A 16,861-nucleotide genomic window follows, 5' to 3' on the forward strand; every position below is an offset into this window, starting at 1 on the left:
GAGCAATTCATTTGGCATCGATCGTTTTATGGTTAAGATGCCTTGTTTAATTTGTGTAGACACGCTCTAAACATCGAAAATTAAATTTGATACTATTCTCCAATAGAAGTGTGGATATATCTGTTTTTTCAAATCACGAAAAGTTGGTTTATCTTCTATGGCTCACATATCGTTTATGTCCACAACTCAAAAGAATAATAGTATGATTACCAAAGATGATGCACCGTACAAAGAGATACTGTGCTTTTCACATCGTTTTATTAAAGTAGAGAAGGATTTTTAGAGAGGGCTTTTTTAAAATCAATATATTCAAGTATACAAACAAACGGATACTTTGACCGCGAAGAATCAAGGTATCCGTTTTGTATGCTTTGAAGTAAGGTATTACTTACACCGAGCTTATCTAAGCTTGAAGGTTGGTATAGACCTCCTGGACATCGTCATCGTCATCAAGCATATCCAAGAGCTTGTTCAAACCGGTCAAAGAGGCCTCGTCCACAGAGGTGTAGGTTTGCGGGATCATTGTGATCTCCGCAGACAAGACGGGATAACCCTTTGCTTCGATCGCATCTTTTACCGTATAGAGGTCTCCCGCTTCCGTAAAGATCTCAAAACCTTCTTCTTCCGTGATAAAATCTTCCGCTCCGGCTTCCAAAGCGACATCCATCAATTCATCCTCGGAGATCTCATCGCTCTTCTTGATGAGGATAACTCCTTTTCGATCGAACATAAAGGAAACACAGCCTGAAGTTCCAAGGTTTCCGCCGTTCTTATCGAGATAGTAACGCACATTTCCGGCGGTACGGTTCTTGTTGTCCGTCAAAGCTTCAATAATCATTGCAACTCCTCCGGGTCCATAGCCTTCATAGATGATACTTTCGAAGTTTTCACTCTCTCCGGCCCCCGCTCCTTTTTTGATTGCACGTTCTATATTGTCATTAGGCATATTCATTGCTTTTGCCTTTTCGATAGCAGTCTTTAAAGAAGCATTATATTCGGGGTCGGGACCACCTTCTTTCACGGCAACCGTGATCAATCTCGCGTACTTTGTAAAAACGGCAGCTTTTTTGGAATCCTGTTTGTTCTTTCGGTTTTCAATATTGTGTATACGTCCCATATAATCCTCCTGATCTTTATAAGGTAATTACCGAAGAATATTATAGACCAAAAGAGTACAATCATCAAGAAAAATAAATTATCGGATAAAAAATGGAAAAAATTTAAAAAGGATATTCCATTTTGCAAAAATACTGTATATACTATATACGATATAAAATTAAAGATATACTTTAACCTGTGAAAAACACGGTTTCAAGGGAATAAAATCGATGCGAATATACTTGCTTTCAATCTTGTAAATTCAATTTCCCTGTGTTAAAATAGGTGAGTATATTTTATAAGATTTGGAGGTGCGTAGAATGAGGAATTTTCTTATGGTTCTTGAAATCCTTGTAAGTATTGCATTGATTGCTACCGTCATGTTGCAATCCGGAAGTAATGCAAGTCTCGGATTTATGGGCGGAGTGTCCGAACAGCTGTCAGGCAATAAGGTTCGTGGAAAAGAAACGGTACTTAGAAAAGTAACCGTTGTTTTGGCAGTTGTATTTTTAATACTTGCAGTTGTACTACTTGCACTTCAAAAGTAAAAGGAGGAATAATAATGGAGAACTTGATTTTGTATCCCATTATCGGAATCGTTGCACTCTTGTTTGCAGGGTTTCTGGTAAGCAAAATCAACAAGGTGGCACCCGGAAATGATAGGATGAAGGAGATTTCTTCCTATATTCATGAAGGTGCGATGGCATTTTTGAGAAGAGAATATAAAACTCTTGTCATTTTTATTGTCGTTTTATTTGTGATCTTAGCTGTCGGAATCAATGTTTTGACGGCGGTATGCTTCCTTGTCGGAGCGATTTTTTCCACCCTTGCAGGCTTCTTCGGAATGCAGGTTGCTACAAAGGCGAACGTAAGAACCGCCAATGCGGCAAAAGAGCAAGGTATGAATGGAGCTCTTTCCGTAGCGTTTTCAGGTGGAGCGGTTATGGGAATGTGCGTTGTAGGACTCGGCATTTTGGGAGTAAGTGCACTTTATTTTATTCTTACAACAATGAGAATTGAAACAAGTGAAATTATGAATATTATTACCGGTTTCGGACTTGGAGCTTCTTCTCTTGCGCTGTTCGGACGTGTCGGCGGAGGTATCTATACCAAAGCTGCAGACGTCGGTGCGGACCTTGTAGGTAAGGTGGAGGCCGGAATTCCGGAAGATGATCCGCGTAACCCCGCGGTTATCGCCGACAACGTTGGAGATAACGTCGGAGACGTTGCGGGAATGGGAGCCGACCTGTTTGAGTCCTATGTAGGTTCCATTATTGCAGCGATGACTCTCGGATTTATTGCTACGGAGTATGGTCTTAAGGGAGTGATCTTCCCCTTGGCGGTATCCGGAGTAGGTATTTTGGCATCGATTGTCGGTACCTTTTTTGTTCGCGGAGAAGAGGGTAAGGATCCTCAAAAGGCTCTTAACCTTGGAACCTATGTTGCGGGAGCACTCACCATCGTCGCATCCTTCTTCCTCTCCAAGATGATCCTTGGAGATGCAAAAGGCTTTGGAGCGGTTATCGTAGGTCTTGTTGTAGGAACACTGATCGGACAGGTAACGGAGATTTATACCTCCGATTCTCATAAATACGTTCGTAAGATCGCGGAGCAGTCTGAAACAGGTGCTGCAACGACCATCATCTCCGGACTGTCCGTAGGTATGGCATCCACCTTGGCTCCGATCATCCTTATTTCTTTGGGTATCCTGTTCTCCTATATGGTAGCGGGAGTGTACGGAATCTCCTTGGCATCTGTCGGAATGCTTGCGACAGCGGGTATGACGATCGCGGTCGACGCTTACGGTCCGATTGCGGACAATGCGGGTGGAATCGCTGAGATGTGTGAACTTCCCGAGTCGGTAAGAAACATCACGGACAAATTGGACTCTGTAGGAAATACAACGGCGGCAATCGGAAAAGGATTTGCAATCGGTTCGGCTGCTCTTGCAGCACTTTCTCTCTTTGTATCTTATACAGCTGCAGTAGGCATCGATGCCATTTCAATCCTGAAACCTGAAGTTATTGTAGGAATGTTCATCGGAGGAATGCTTCCCTTCCTGTTCTCCGCAATTACGATGGAGGCGGTAGGAAACGCAGCCTACGATATGATTGAAGAAGTTCGAAGACAGTTCAGAGAAAAACCCGGTATCATGAAAGGAACCGAAAAACCGGACTATGCACGATGCGTTGATATCTCGACGACAGCATCTTTGAAACAGATGATCGTACCCGGGCTTTTGGCAGTCGTATCTCCTCTTGTGATCGGTCTTCTGCTTGGACCGGAAGCTCTTGGAGGACTTCTTGGAGGATCTCTTGTATCGGGAGTGCTTATGGCGGTTATGATGTCCAATGCCGGTGGAGCTTGGGACAACGCGAAGAAGTATATCGAGGGAGGAGCGCATGGCGGAAAAGGCTCTGACGCTCATAAAGCTGCAGTCGTAGGAGATACGGTTGGAGACCCCTTCAAAGATACATCGGGACCGTCCATCAATATTCTGATTAAATTGATGACGATTGTATCTTTGGTATTTGCACCGGTATTCTTGAAATTCGGCGGAATCGTTTTAAATATGATGAAATAAATCGTACAAAAAAACCGATGTTTGTAAAAACACCGGTTTTTTTTATTTATCTTCCTTCTTGCTCTATCATGTTGCCCTTACGACGGACATCGCTGTGCAAGAACAGCTTATCTTTTTACAAAACGGGAGACATCGTTTTTCTCGTTTTCGCTCCACTTTACCGCATAGGAGCAGGTGGGAACAGCCTTCCAGTTCTTTTCTTCCAAGAGTTTTGATACCTCTACCATCAATTCGTTGGCAACACCTTTGCCTCTAAGGCTCTCGTCGACGAAGGTGTGGTTTACATCGATGGTCGTCTCGTCGATATGTTTAAACGTAACTTCGGCTATCGTCTTGCCGTTTTCATCATTTGCAAAAATTCTTCCCGGTTCATAAGAATAGTTCATATTATTTCCTCCCTGTTACTTTAAATTTGAATTTACCTTACTGTATCCTTACCCGATTTCAAAATCTTCTAATCAAGGTAAGCTCTGATGGATGACAGAATAACTTCTTCACAAAGAACCGTAGAAGATGCCGGGGGAGGGGAGGCGATACATACGTTTGTGATCAGGTATTTTTGATAGATAGAGTTTTTGTGATCAACCTCCTATATATATTTTTATCTGTATGCTTTTTAAAAAAAACTCGAGACCTGTAAAAGACTTGCCTAATAAAATTGAATATGAATAAAACTTTGTGATATACTTTTTATAAAAGAAAAGTTTAAATGCTTGCTATCTTTTACTACAAGGGCATTGTTTGTGGAGAGTGTGGTTACATACAGGACGTATTCGACAAATAAGGAGGGTTTATGAGAGGATTTAACAACAGTTCCGCTCTGTATAAGGATAATATGATGTTGTCGTTGGCTCCGGCCTTGACACCGGAAGGGATTGATTCTCATCCGCAGTTTTTTAGCGGAGACATCGTCGATCCTCCCGTCTTATCGAGATCTCTTTTGGTATTGGCGGATATCGTTTCTACAAGATATTTCAATTATGTGCCTGTAGGGTTGAGAGATCCGGTGCTATCCGCACAGGGAGACAGGCTAAGGGCGGAGGTTTTTTCGGCATGCAACGGAGTCTATGCGAGGTTGGACCTCTTTCAGGAAGCACTGTACGGAGACATCGCCTTCGGGACGACCAACGTGGATATCGGGATTGATCTCAGAAAGTCACTGACGTCGATAAAGCGGGGAGATAAGCTGAAACTCCATATTGGAGAAGGAGGGATGAAGACCTTCCATATGCAGGAAGAGATAACGAGGTTCGTTGTTCAAAGACCGGTGGAAATGCCCGACAGATGGGTTAGAGCTTTGGGGAACTGTGCCGGTATCCATAAGGAGATGAAGAAGGTTTTTGGGGTGGAGGGAATGTCGGCGAAGAACTTCATAGCAACCCTTCCCCCTGCTTCCGGCAAGGAGAGATCCGGCTGGCTTACTTATTCTAAAACGGGAATCAAACTGTTGCAAAGAGAAGGAAGGGATAGTGTCTATATCAGCGGCCTTCACAGGTTGAGTGCTCTGAAACGCCTTATGGTCGATGTCAAGAGTATAGACTTTTACAGGCAAGTCGATAGAGAAATGGGAGGGATGATGATCGTGGTAGGATTGCCGGGAGCGAATGTAATCCTCGGTTTGACTGCAAAAACTTATGAAGGATACTCGGGAGAAGGAAGTCTTTTGGAGAGTTTGTCGAGTGTGGAAGTGATCGATCGGGCAGATGAAGTGTCATCCATCCTTCAATTTGAACCTCATGTCGATGAGAGATACCTTTCTTGTGTTTTGCGATTTTCTCCTGCCGAGCTGGATGCGGCATTGGGACTTTTGGCGACATACGGCAAGTTGGGTTATGATGTCGAAGAAGAGGCTTACTTTCATCGAGAATTGCCTGCGGAGCCTGACAGGGTTCTGAAAGATAACCCCAGACTTGTGGGAGCGAGAAGATTGCTGGAGACTACCCGTCATATCGGAGGAGATAAGTGGTCGGTAGGCTCAAAGGATATGGAATATAGGGTCGTCTATGACACTTCAAAAAGTTTAAGTGCCGCAAGATGTACCTGTGCCTGGTATCTGAAGTATAAGAATGCCAGGGGACCCTGCAAACATATTTTGGCAGTCAAGATGAGATCGGAAGACCTTTATACAAGAGGGAAGGAACATAGGAAAAGATGAGAGGGGAAGAGATATGAACAGCAAATTAAAAGAGGCGCTTGCCATATATCGCTCTCTGGGCTATGAGGAGGCAGAGTTTAACGAGCTTCTTGAGCTTGGAGTGGGGACGAAGGAAGAACAGAAGATTGCGAAGGACGGTTTGAAGTCGGGAGAGTGGATGGAGTTCAGACAATTGTCCGAAACAGGCTACGGCTTGGTAAACATCGTAGATGTAGACTTGGAAAAACTTGCGATCTTTGCGGTAAGGGTAGGAGTGGATGCGAGAAGAGCCTCCAATGTTCTTGCAAGAAGCAGTGAGGTGGCTCTGGAGGCGATAAAGCACAGGGGTAAAAAATATGCGGCGGATTTCATAGGCTTTGCCTGTACATCGAGAAGAAGGGCTTGGGAACACTCGGACTCCTTTTTTGGAGGTATGTGCGTCCGTCTACTCCACGAGTTGGAGCTGGAAATTCCTGAAAGTGTTGAGTATATCAAGGACTGGGCTTTTTTTGCGGCAAAGACTTTGAATCTAAAGACGGATTCTATGATAGGAGAAAACAAAAAACCGGTTCCGGGTTTAGACATGATAAAAACCCGGTTTCGTGAACATATCGAAGTCGGGATTGCCATCAATACGCCTGCAACGGGACCTTTTAGTAAGGTGTTGTTAAAAGGGGTTGAAGAAGGCTTCCTTCCTCTTGACGATGCAAAGTCTTTGGTATTTCTTGCAATGGATATGGCAGTTCGCCCCGGAGACAGGAAGGAATGGGTAAAAGTCTTGACGAAGATGGGTATCGACCATGAGGATGTCGTTTCGAGAACGGAGAACCTGGTCTCTCTTCTTGCATTTGGAGAAACTCCTGTGATCGAAGCGTTTGCTCCGTTGTTGATCGCTCATGCGAAGGACGAAGATCTGAGTCGGATCCTGATGGCTTCTTTCGCTGCCAAAACCAAGAAGGTCAAACAGTTGGTATTGAAGGAAGCTTTGAAAAGACAGGCTCCCAAGGAGGACGGGGAGTTGTATGAATGGATCGTTTCGATTAGAGACACGGATGATAAGACATTGACAAACCTGATAGATCGGTTGAGTGCTTTGTGGAACATCGATGTGTCGCTCCATAAGGAAGAAGAACTTGGAGAAGAACCCGTCGGACTTTGGCAGAAGACACCCCCGCTTTGGGAAGTGCCCCGTTTTGAATTGGGGGAGGTTTCTTCCGAGGATATGACCGAGCTTGCCGCTACAGTCTCAAACAGGAGGGTAGAGGTCTATGATTTGGTCAATGAGCGCTTCCTTGCGGCAGCAAATAAGCTGGCTGTTAGTAACCCCGAGGAAGCAAAACTCTGTCTGGCGGGGGTAAGACCAAGAGGACTCCAGATCCTGCGCCTCTTGAATGAATGGGCAAGGAATAAGCCTACTGTCAATACTTTGGATCCAAGAGGAAGGGATGAAGAGCCGGGTAAAAGGTTTTACAGCCGGTTGTTTAACGCGAGAAACTATATCGTTTGCAGCAATATCGACAAATTGCCCTGTATTTTATCAACTCCGAGTTTTGAAGACCTCTCTATCAATCTTTCCGACTTGGCGGAGCGTCTTTTGAAGTATAAAGAGGAAGGATGCAGCTCCGTTTGGGAGCCGGATCTTCAGTTGGCACTTACGAGGTTGGATGTGGAGTCGGCGACAAAGTCCGATTTAAATAAGATAAAGAAGGCGAAGTTGTATGTAAAAATGCCGGACGGGCAGTTGTTGAAAGATGATAAGAACAAGCTTCTCGTAGCCTGTGATGTCGTGTTGAACTATCTCAAAGATCCTTGTGTGGAGCCCGAGCTCGATCTTGAGAAGATCCCTTACTGGAATATAAAGGTTGAACTTCCAAAAAGTTTGGAATGTTTTCCGAATCGATTTTACTATACTTACGATGATATGTTTTCCGCTTTTCCTCTGTGGGGGGACTATGCCATGGTGTGTGTACGAAGGGACACTGAGGTGTATCACGGTCAAGGTCTGATCCTAAGACAGGTTGTAAGAAGGAGAAAACCACTTGGAAAGGCAGGGACGATGAATTTTTTTGCAGTTCAGAGTTACTTGAGTGATGAGAATGCAGGAGATGTTTTGCTTGCGACACGGGAGGCTTGGGAGAGGGGGCTTCTTCTTCCGGGAAGGGCTGAAGTGAAATACTTGGATTGGAGAGGAGAGGCTCCCTCCAATCTGGCAAGTCTTGCAAAGGCCTTGGACGGCATTGCACAGGACGGGATCCTTTCTGTCGTGTGGGAAGTTGCCGATGATTTGATTGCCGCATCTTTAAGGGCTCCGAGAATGATCGCAGGCACGGCGGAACTCGTCAAGTTTTTGCAAAACTATCTTGAAGAAGTTTTCTTTGCCGTACGCACAGGTCTTGCTCCTCAAATCGTGTTGGAACTAAAGGGCCTTCGTTCTCTTGCCTCAAGATCGGGCTCGTCCGCCGCCGTTACGACTGCAAAGGCTGTGGTGCAACGGATCGAAAACTTTGAAGATGCTTGCGGAAACAAAACAGTGGAGAAAGAAGTTCCATCGAAGAAAGCGCCTGCTTCGATTTCGTGCAAGAAGCTGAAATCGAGTGAGATCCTCCCCAAAGAAGAGGTGGGCATGGGAACGCAAGGTCTTCCTTTTGAGGAGTTTTGGAAGGTACAGACAAAGTCTGAGCCGATGATTGAAGATCATGTACAGATCAAAGTCGATGTGCTCAAGACGGAAAGGAGTGTAAAACTCTTTGTATTTACTCTGAAACTGCCGGAAATTGAAGAGTTTGAATACAAGATCATATCGGAAGGTTGGTTATACGGTTTTGAGAGTGAGGGTCAAACATCAGCCCTTGAGCTGCCTTCGGGCTCTCCCAATGACCCTGACGATTGGAAGAAAAATGCAAGACAGGTTTGGCTCCATTTTGATGAAGAAGAGCATAAGATGGTAGTTTCTCCCCATCGAAATTGGAAGGAAGAACAAGAAGGAGCGCTCTCTAAAAATGTAAGGACAAGACTTTCGTCGTCCCTGCTTACCGTCATCATAGCTCTGATTGCTCAAGACGGAGATGCTATATACAGTGTACCCAGATTGATCAGGAAACTGGTGGATGAAGGGGAATTGACACAGGATACGGTTCGATATGCAGTCAAACTCCTTCTTCAACATGAAGCGGTAAGTCCTGCGAAGCTGGTTCGGATTCTTGAAAAAGAGCCTCAACTGCTTTCGGTTTTTTGGGTAATGTCCGTGGAGTGCATCCGATTTGCGGGTGGAAAGGAAAAGGCTCCTACTTGGGTCAACAGGGTCTTGGACAACTGCCTCTATTACGCATATTACTTCAAAGAAGCGATAAAAAGAGGCTTTATATCCGATGAAGAAGTACTGTTGGAAGGCTTAAGAGGTATTGCACACTCCAAGAAGTCCGCTGCCAAGGAGAAGGCGGAGAGGTTCTTGGCCTATCTTTTGAAGTAGGAGGCTACAGACGGGATACGAAAATTTGAAGAAAGAAAAGCAGTGAAAGGAAGAGGTTGCGATGAGTTTTGATTTATTTGTATTTGAACGGAGAGAATCGCTAAGAACATCCCTGGACGTCTGTGCCTATATGGAGGAGTTTACCAAGTATGAGGAGGACAGGGATTATACTTCCGCGGAAGGTTGTTCGGATACGATCATCAAATGGGCGACCAAGATGTTCGAGAGGTTTCCGCCTATGAATGGGGACCATGCTCCCTCCGATGAGGTTGCCTTTGCGACTGAAGAGTCCGAAGCCCGCTTGACCGACTACTCTCTCGGCAACAACGGGGTCTACTGTGCCTTTGGCTGGTCGGTGGCGGAAGAAGCTTTGGAATATGCGTGTTCTCTTGCAGAGGAGTTCAATGTGGGGATATTGGACTTTCAGAGCAGTAAAGGAATCTATGCACCGGGGATTGAAGTTCTGTGCTATCGAACCGAGGGAGAGGATGAAAAGATGGCATACTGGCAAGAGATCGAAAAAACGATAGGGACCATCGACTCTCCAAAGAGGGGGACTTCCAATCGAGACAATGCCTTTGTTGTCGCATGGTTCCATGATGATAGGGTTGCGGAGGGAAGAGAAGAGTACATCCAATGTACACCGAACTATCCCAAAAGAAGCCTCTTCGGCTTTAAAAAAAGTGAAGAGATCGAGGGATATTTCTTTGAGGTGATGAAGGAAGGAGTCTTGTATCAAACTCAGGTTTCGAGCAAAAAAGATTTGCTTGAGCTCTTTCAAAAATGGTGTATAGACAGAGAAGAGATCGATATAAGTTCTTATGAAAAGATCATGGAACTGTAAGGTAGATAAAGGAGAAGGAATTTGGAAACGACACAGAATAAGGTGGAATATAAGGCGATACTTGTAGGAAGTGACTTCGGTACATCCAACCGCATCTATACAAGGTTTGAAGATGTGATGAAAGAGCTTGAAGAGCTTGCGCAGGCGGCAGAGGTGAGGGTGGTCGGTATCCTCACTCAGGCCAGAGAATCCATTGATGTAAGATATTATATCGGCAAGGGAAAGGTCGCAGAACTCAAGGAATTTGTCGAAACTGTGGAGGCCAACCTCGTCATCTTCCAAAACGAGCTTTCGGGTTCTCAACTTCGAAATTTGGAGGAAGCTTTGGGAACAACGGTCATCGATCGGACCATGTTGATCCTCGATATCTTTGCGAAGAGGGCAAGCACCGCGGAAGGCAAACTCCAGGTCGAACTTGCACAACTCAAGTATAAGCTGCCTCGCCTCATACATGGGAGCAGCCATCTTTCCCGTACGGGAGCAGGGATAGGAAGCAGAGGTCCCGGAGAGAAAAAGCTTGAGACCGATAAGAGAAGAATAAGAAGAAAGATCTTCGAGATTGAACAGGAACTCAAGGAAGTTCGACAAAATAGAGATGTTCAACGAAAGAGCAGAATCAAGAACCGGATCCCCATCGTGGCGCTGGCAGGTTATACCAATGCGGGCAAGTCTACACTCTGCAATCGTCTGATGAGGGAACATCAGGATTACAGCAGGGACAAAGAGGTTTTTGTCAAAGATATGCTCTTTGCCACCTTGGACACGGCACTTCGTAAGGCCAAACTTCCCAACGGAAACGAGTTTCTACTGACCGATACCGTAGGTTTTGTGTCCGAACTGCCTCACGATTTGGTCAATGCCTTTCACTCGACCTTGGAAGAAGTCACCTATGCGGATCTCATTCTTCATGTGGTCGATGTGTCCAACGAAAAATATGATCTTCAGATCAATACTACGGAGCAGGTCTTTGAAAAACTCGGAGCCACAAACATTCCCACTGTTACCGTCTTTAACAAAATAGACCTTGCAAACGACGACTTTATCATATCCAACGCCAACAACAAGATTGCCGTCTCTGCAAAGACAGGCTATCATATTGAGGAGCTGCTCCAAAAAATACAAGACATCATCAGCAACAACATTGAAGTAGATCTTCTTATTCCCTATGATAAGGGATCGATACTCAATGTGCTGCACAATAAGTATAATATTATGGAGGAAAGCTACGAGGAAGGCGGGACCCGGATCAAGCTCCTGATCGACGATATCGATTATGAAAAGTACAAAGACTATCTATTGAAGTATTGAGGTGAATACATTGGAAGAGTATCTTACGGTCAACAGGGAAGCAAGGGTGGAGATTATTGTTGAAAAATCAAGGTTCATCGCCTATTGCAAGAGGGTCGCGTCGCAGGAGGAGGCCGAAGAGTTTATCTCTCAGATCAGAAAGAAGCACTATGATGCCACTCATAATGTGCCGTCCTACCGCCTCCACGCCACACCGCTTATCGAGAAATCCTCGGATGATGGTGAACCCTCGGGAACGGCGGGTCTTCCGATCTTGAATCTGTTTCGTCAGCGCAATATAAAGAACGTCTGTATCGTTGTGACCAGATATTTCGGAGGAATCAAGCTGGGCAAGGGCGGATTAGTGAGAGCTTACGCGCAGGCTGCAAAGGAGGCGCTTAGAGAGTCGGGATTGATTTCCAAGGAGATTGTTGATGTGATCAGGGTAGAGCTGGCCTATCCTTTGTGGGGCAGAGTCCAAAACGAATTGGAGAGAAGAGGGACGAGGGTCAAAGAGACCCTGTTTACCGACATTGTGTCTGTCGTTCTCTATTCCAAGCCTGAAGAAACGAAGGCACTCATCGGGGTTTTGATCGACCTGACGGAGGGGAAGGCCTCCATCGATACGGGACAGCAACAGTATCTCGATATCGAAGTTGAACTCTGATATTAGGAATGGACATTCAACCATACAAATGTCGCAGACGACTTATAAATAAAAGAGTATTAAATCGTGCCGAAGCTCATTTGAACAGATGATTGTACAGAAAAACGCAGCACATGATGCAAGAAAGGAATGGATCGAAGTGAATAGAATTATGAAAGCGGATATAATAGAACAAAGGATCCGAAAAACGATTGAATGGTTGAGAGAGCAGGTTGAGCTATCTCATACCAAGGGACTTGTTGTAGGGATCTCGGGAGGCATTGATTCCGCCGTTGTCGGTTGTTTGATTCAACGGGCATTTCCGAATAACTCTCTCGGCGTCATCATACCAATCAAGAGTTCACCGTCCGACTTGGAAGATGCCAGAGAACTTGTGAGGACAAGCTCCTTGAAAGCGATTGAGATTGACCTCAGTCAAGTGAGACTCGATATGCTTAATCGGGTAGAGAAGGAAATGGGATCTCTTTGGAAGGAAGAATATCGAAGAATTTCGGATGCGAATATGAGGGCACGCCTTCGTATGACATGTCTCTATACGGTTGCAAACAATTTGGGCTACCTGGTCGTCGGGACTGACAATGCGGCGGAACTCTATACGGGCTACTTTACGAAACATGGAGACGGAGGAGTGGACATCCTGCCGCTTGCACACTTGACCAAGGAAGAGGTCTATGAATGGGCCCAATACCTCCAAGTACCTCAGAGTATTTTGGACAAGGCTCCTTCTGCGGATCTGTGGGAAGGACAGACCGATGAGAATGAGATGGGGACTACCTATGCCTGCATCGATGCTCATCTTCGGGGCGAAAGCATTCCGGAAAAGGACTTAACAGTCATAGAGAAGCTGCATCGAAACTCGGAACATAAAAGACATACTCCCTTGCAACCTCCTAAGTTTTAGCGGAGGGGATGAAATGGAAGCTCGAACGGAAAGCGATATCCGTCCGATACACAAACCGATTCGCGATATCGGCTTCATAGGGCATCCGAACATTCATACCTGTGGATCAAGGAAGGGGAAAAAACGAAGTCGGTGTTTTGCAGACGAAAACCAAGTTGTGAAAGATAACCTCGGAATTTGCCGATATTCAGACAGCTGATGTTTTATTCGTTCGGACCGGCTTGGAACAGGTATGAAACGGACCGCATTGGTTCTTGGGGTATGTAGGATCGTCCGTTTTCTCAATCGTGTGTAAGATCTCTGTTCTCCGGAGCGGAGGAGTTTTGCTTCATATTCACGTTCATAACTCTATGACGAGAAAAAGGATATATACAGGACATCGACCATTCAACGGGGTATGGGAATGAACTTCATGGAAGTCCAAACATATAACAGCATGGGTGACAAAAGTGTGTTTTTAGGAAAAAACATTTGAATTGTTAAAAAAATATTAAATTCGAGAATACATTGTATTTGAAAATTCGTTATTATATAATGAATAATATTAGAGACTAAGGAAAAATTTGGAGGGAAGCAGATGAATATATTCGAGTCTTTAAAACAGACCGTTTCCAAGGTGAGGCCGACGATTGTTTTTCCGGAAGGAAACTGCGACAGGGTACTTAAGGCGACAGTTCGATTGAAGGCGGACGGCATTTTGGAGCCGATCGTTTTGGGAAACAGAAGTGAAGTGGAGGCCGTTGCAAAAGAACACGGGATCGACATCAGCGATCTGCAACTGTTGGATGCGGAGACCTACGAGGACCTTGAGTTTTTGGTCGAGAAGTTTGTGGAGAGGAGAAAGGGTAAGATCTCTGCGAATGAGGCTCGCGCAAAGATGAAGGAAGATGTCAATTACTTCGGAACCATGCTTGTCTATACGGACAGAGCGATCGGATTGGTTTCGGGAGCGGTCCATACCACAGGAGATACGGTGCGTCCCGCGCTTCAGTTAATCAAGGTAAAACCGGAATATAATCGTACCTCAGGGGTATTCATCTTGGTAAAAGAAGACAGGCAGTACGTTGTTGCGGACTGTGCCATCAATATTGCGCCTAACGCGGAAGAACTGGCGGAGATTGCGGTTGCAACGGCAAATACCGCAAAATCCATAGGCATGACGCCCAAGGTCGCTATGTTAAGCTTTTCGACGAGGGGATCGGCTCATTCGGAAGAAACGGAAAGAGTTCTTCGTGCAACGGAACTTGTCAAAGAAATGATGCCGGATCTGATTGTTGACGGAGAGATTCAGTTTGATGCCGCCTTTGTTCCGGAGATCAATGCGAGAAAGGCACCGGGTTCTCCGCTCAAGGGAGAGGCCAATGTCTTTATCTTCCCAAGTTTGGAAGCGGGAAACATAGGCTATAAATTGATTCAGCGTTTCGGCGGCTATGATGCGGTAGGACCCGTATTGCAGGGGTTGAACAAACCGGTCAGTGACCTTTCGAGGGGTTCTAACGAGGAGGAAATTTACAAGTTGGCACTTCTGACGGCGGCAAACGGTCTGATGGAAGAGAAGTTGAGAGGATAGATAGGTTAATAACTCATAAAAAGTCCCTGTAGGGACTTTTTATACTTTTGAGCAACGTGTAAAAACACCCTGCCTTTGAGATGGAGGACGTGACATCTTGTGATCGTAACTTTTATAAAATTATCATGGTATAAGCTACAGTCTTTTGCGAATATCACAACCCTTCCTATAATCTGTATGGATTTAGTGGAATTGATAGCAAAAAATCATATTTGTGTTATAATAGGAAAAAGGATAAAGCGTCAGTACGCGTTTGCTTTATATACGAGACTTTTTGGAGGAAGACAGTTTCAGAAATCCAAGTTGCGAAGATCTTCAAGAACTCACCTTGATATAAAATACGGTTTGAAAGGATGGTTGACATGTCTGAAAAAAAAGAAAATATGGATTTTACCATGAAGTTTGAGTACAAAAGAGAGCACAAGTACACAATAAAAGAAGTTTTGAATTCGGTATGGAAGTCTCTTGAAGAAAAAGGATATAACCCATCTAATCAGTTGGTAGGCTATTTGTTATCGGGAGATCCGGGCTATATTACAAGTCATAACAATGCAAGAAATATGATCCGTATGTTTGAGAGAGATGAGATTTTGGAGATGATCCTCGAAGATTATATGAAGATGTAGGAAGGTTGTTTCATATGAGAACGATGGCTCTTGACATAGGAGACAAACGAATCGGGATGGCAATTTCCGACCTTATGGGATGGACGGCTCAACCTTTGTATACCATTCATCGAAAGAACCTTGAGAAAGATATGGAGGAAATCGTCGAGAATATCGATAAATATCTTCCGACGACGCTTGTTGTAGGTTTGCCTAAGAATATGGATGGAAGTAGCGGGTTTCAGGCGGACAAAACGATCGAGTTTGTAGAGCGTCTCAAAGAAAAACTTCCCGACAACATCGAGGTGGTCTATCAGGACGAACGTTTGTCGACGAAGTCGGCATCACAGGTAATGACACAAAATCGAGTAAAGAAAAAAGATAAAAAGGGCCTTGTTGATACGATAGCGGCAGTGTTTATTCTCGAAACTTATCTGATGAAGAAAAAGTGAGAAGGATGAGGGAATGCAGGTAAGGGATTCTCTTATCTAAAAGCCGTTTTGGAAAACGGCGTGATTGCTCGGAACACTTGCGGGATTGTACCATGAGGTGATATCCGTCGATAAGTGTGCGAAAAGATGGCGGCAAGAGGTCCTTGAGGCACATCGACATCTTCTTGTTTCCGATAAGGAAGGTTGTTTGTGAATAAAGATAAACGAAGATAGAGAAGGAGAAAATCACTTGGAAGAAAACATCATAGTATTAACGGATGAGAACGGCGAAGAAACGAGTTTTGAATTATTGACAACCTTGGAAGCCAACGACAGGGTCTATGCAGTCTTAAAACCTCTTACGGAGGATCAGGCCTACATCTTTGTTTTGGAATACGATGAGGATAAAGAGATGGTATTATCGGAGATCGAAGATGACGAAGAATTTGAGATGGTTGCCGAATTATATGAGAGCCTGGAAGAAGAGTAAAAAATTTTAATTGACAATCATTGGTTCTTGACATATAATTTATTTGAAAACAATTATTATTTGAAATGCGGGGCGAGAACATATGAACACAAATTATATGGAAGAACTGAAGGACAGGTTAAAAGAAGAGGGGCTGAAACTTACTCCTCAAAGACGCTCTATTGTACAGGTGTTGATTGACTCTAAGGGGAAGCATCTCAGCTGTGAAGAGATCTATGATCGCGTGAAGGAGAGTTGTCCCGAGATAGGCTTGGCTACCGTGTATCGCACCCTACAAATGCTTGACGGAATAGGTTTCACAAACAAGTTGAGCTTGGACGACGGATGTCTGCGTTACGAGTTTAATTTGGATCACGATTCCCACAACCACCATCACTTGATCTGCAAAAAATGCGGAGATATCGTGGAGGTTGAGTTGGATCTGCTGGAGCCCTTGGAAGAGATTATCGAGACGAATTACAGGTTTAAAATTGATGACCATGATGTCAAGTTCTATGGAACTTGTAGTAAATGTTTGTAAAACAAAGGCCTTCATGGATGAACATGAAGGTTTTTTTCTTGCAAATAAAGCGGAGAGTTCTTTTTTTCTCAAAGATGGCCAAGGTTGGGGATTGAAAGAGAAAATTAGGGGTATAAGGATAAAACTATGTGTTGGAGCGGAGAAAAACAGAATATCGGAGTCGGTATTACATAGGTACTTTTATTTTTGTGCTCAAAAATGTTATTTGAGAAAAATAAGGTTTTTTTGTGATGGAGATTTAAAGTATCATAAAATATGTAT

General features: G+C 44.5%; 15 protein-coding genes. 13 read left to right on the forward strand and 2 right to left on the reverse strand.

What is annotated here, in order from left to right:
* Positions 1 to 403: 403 nt before the first annotated feature.
* On the reverse strand, positions 404 to 1,117 hold the full coding sequence (locus ACFO4R_RS05100) for a YebC/PmpR family DNA-binding transcriptional regulator (RefSeq protein ID WP_379787965.1): 714 nt from the start codon (positions 1,115 to 1,117) through the stop codon (positions 404 to 406).
* 301 nt (positions 1,118 to 1,418) lie between these two features.
* Between ACFO4R_RS05100 and secG the strand changes: the two genes are divergently transcribed.
* A complete protein-coding gene (gene secG, locus ACFO4R_RS05105; RefSeq protein WP_379787966.1) occupies positions 1,419 to 1,646 on the forward strand; it encodes a preprotein translocase subunit SecG in 228 nt (75 codons plus the stop codon).
* Positions 1,647 to 1,660: 14 nt separating this feature from the next.
* A complete protein-coding gene (locus ACFO4R_RS05110; RefSeq protein WP_379787967.1) occupies positions 1,661 to 3,682 on the forward strand; it encodes a sodium-translocating pyrophosphatase in 2,022 nt (673 codons plus the stop codon).
* Between the two features lie 107 nt (positions 3,683 to 3,789).
* Here the strand turns inward: ACFO4R_RS05110 and ACFO4R_RS05115 are convergent, their stop codons facing one another.
* The gene (locus tag ACFO4R_RS05115; protein ID WP_379787968.1) at positions 3,790 to 4,068 is read right to left on the reverse strand and encodes a GNAT family N-acetyltransferase; all 279 of its coding nucleotides are present in this window, start codon (positions 4,066 to 4,068) and stop codon (positions 3,790 to 3,792) included.
* Positions 4,069 to 4,475: 407 nt separating this feature from the next.
* Here ACFO4R_RS05115 and ACFO4R_RS05120 point away from each other — a divergent pair, with 407 nt between their 5' ends.
* From ACFO4R_RS05120 to ACFO4R_RS05170, 11 genes are all read left to right on the forward strand, one after another.
* Positions 4,476 to 5,837, forward strand: a complete 1,362-nt coding sequence (locus ACFO4R_RS05120; RefSeq protein ID WP_379787969.1) for an SWIM zinc finger family protein — start codon at positions 4,476 to 4,478, stop codon at positions 5,835 to 5,837.
* Positions 5,838 to 5,850: 13 nt separating this feature from the next.
* Positions 5,851 to 9,285: a hypothetical protein gene (locus ACFO4R_RS05125; RefSeq protein ID WP_379787970.1), complete on the forward strand. Its 3,435-nt coding sequence runs from the start codon at positions 5,851 to 5,853 to the stop codon at positions 9,283 to 9,285.
* Positions 9,286 to 9,346: 61 nt separating this feature from the next.
* A complete protein-coding gene (locus ACFO4R_RS05130; protein ID WP_379787971.1) occupies positions 9,347 to 10,129 on the forward strand; it encodes a hypothetical protein in 783 nt (260 codons plus the stop codon).
* A gap of 21 nt (positions 10,130 to 10,150) precedes the next feature.
* Complete coding sequence (hflX, locus tag ACFO4R_RS05135; RefSeq protein WP_379787972.1) at positions 10,151 to 11,437, forward strand: GTPase HflX; 1,287 nt, start codon at positions 10,151 to 10,153, stop codon at positions 11,435 to 11,437.
* 10 nt (positions 11,438 to 11,447) lie between these two features.
* The gene (locus tag ACFO4R_RS05140; RefSeq protein ID WP_379787973.1) at positions 11,448 to 12,083 is read left to right on the forward strand and encodes a YigZ family protein; all 636 of its coding nucleotides are present in this window, start codon (positions 11,448 to 11,450) and stop codon (positions 12,081 to 12,083) included.
* Positions 12,084 to 12,234: 151 nt separating this feature from the next.
* Positions 12,235 to 12,984: an NAD(+) synthase gene (gene nadE, locus ACFO4R_RS05145; protein ID WP_379788013.1), complete on the forward strand. Its 750-nt coding sequence runs from the start codon at positions 12,235 to 12,237 to the stop codon at positions 12,982 to 12,984.
* A 577-nt stretch (positions 12,985 to 13,561) separates the two neighbouring features.
* Positions 13,562 to 14,554 carry a phosphate acetyltransferase gene (gene pta, locus ACFO4R_RS05150; protein WP_379787974.1) on the forward strand — a complete coding sequence of 331 codons (993 nt, stop codon included), beginning with the start codon at positions 13,562 to 13,564 and terminating at the stop codon, positions 14,552 to 14,554.
* 362 nt (positions 14,555 to 14,916) lie between these two features.
* Positions 14,917 to 15,180, forward strand: coding sequence for an IreB family regulatory phosphoprotein (locus ACFO4R_RS05155; RefSeq protein WP_379787975.1), 264 nt, complete (start codon positions 14,917 to 14,919; stop codon positions 15,178 to 15,180).
* Positions 15,181 to 15,194: 14 nt separating this feature from the next.
* The gene (gene ruvX / locus ACFO4R_RS05160; protein WP_379787976.1) at positions 15,195 to 15,611 is read left to right on the forward strand and encodes a Holliday junction resolvase RuvX; all 417 of its coding nucleotides are present in this window, start codon (positions 15,195 to 15,197) and stop codon (positions 15,609 to 15,611) included.
* A 229-nt stretch (positions 15,612 to 15,840) separates the two neighbouring features.
* Positions 15,841 to 16,080: a DUF1292 domain-containing protein gene (locus tag ACFO4R_RS05165; protein ID WP_379787977.1), complete on the forward strand. Its 240-nt coding sequence runs from the start codon at positions 15,841 to 15,843 to the stop codon at positions 16,078 to 16,080.
* Between the two features lie 82 nt (positions 16,081 to 16,162).
* Positions 16,163 to 16,600, forward strand: coding sequence for a Fur family transcriptional regulator (locus ACFO4R_RS05170; RefSeq protein WP_379787979.1), 438 nt, complete (start codon positions 16,163 to 16,165; stop codon positions 16,598 to 16,600).
* Positions 16,601 to 16,861 lie beyond the last annotated feature (261 nt).

It is taken from the genome of Filifactor villosus (assembly GCF_042652965.1).
GTDB classification, from domain to species: domain Bacteria; phylum Bacillota; class Clostridia; order Peptostreptococcales; family Filifactoraceae; genus Filifactor; species Filifactor villosus.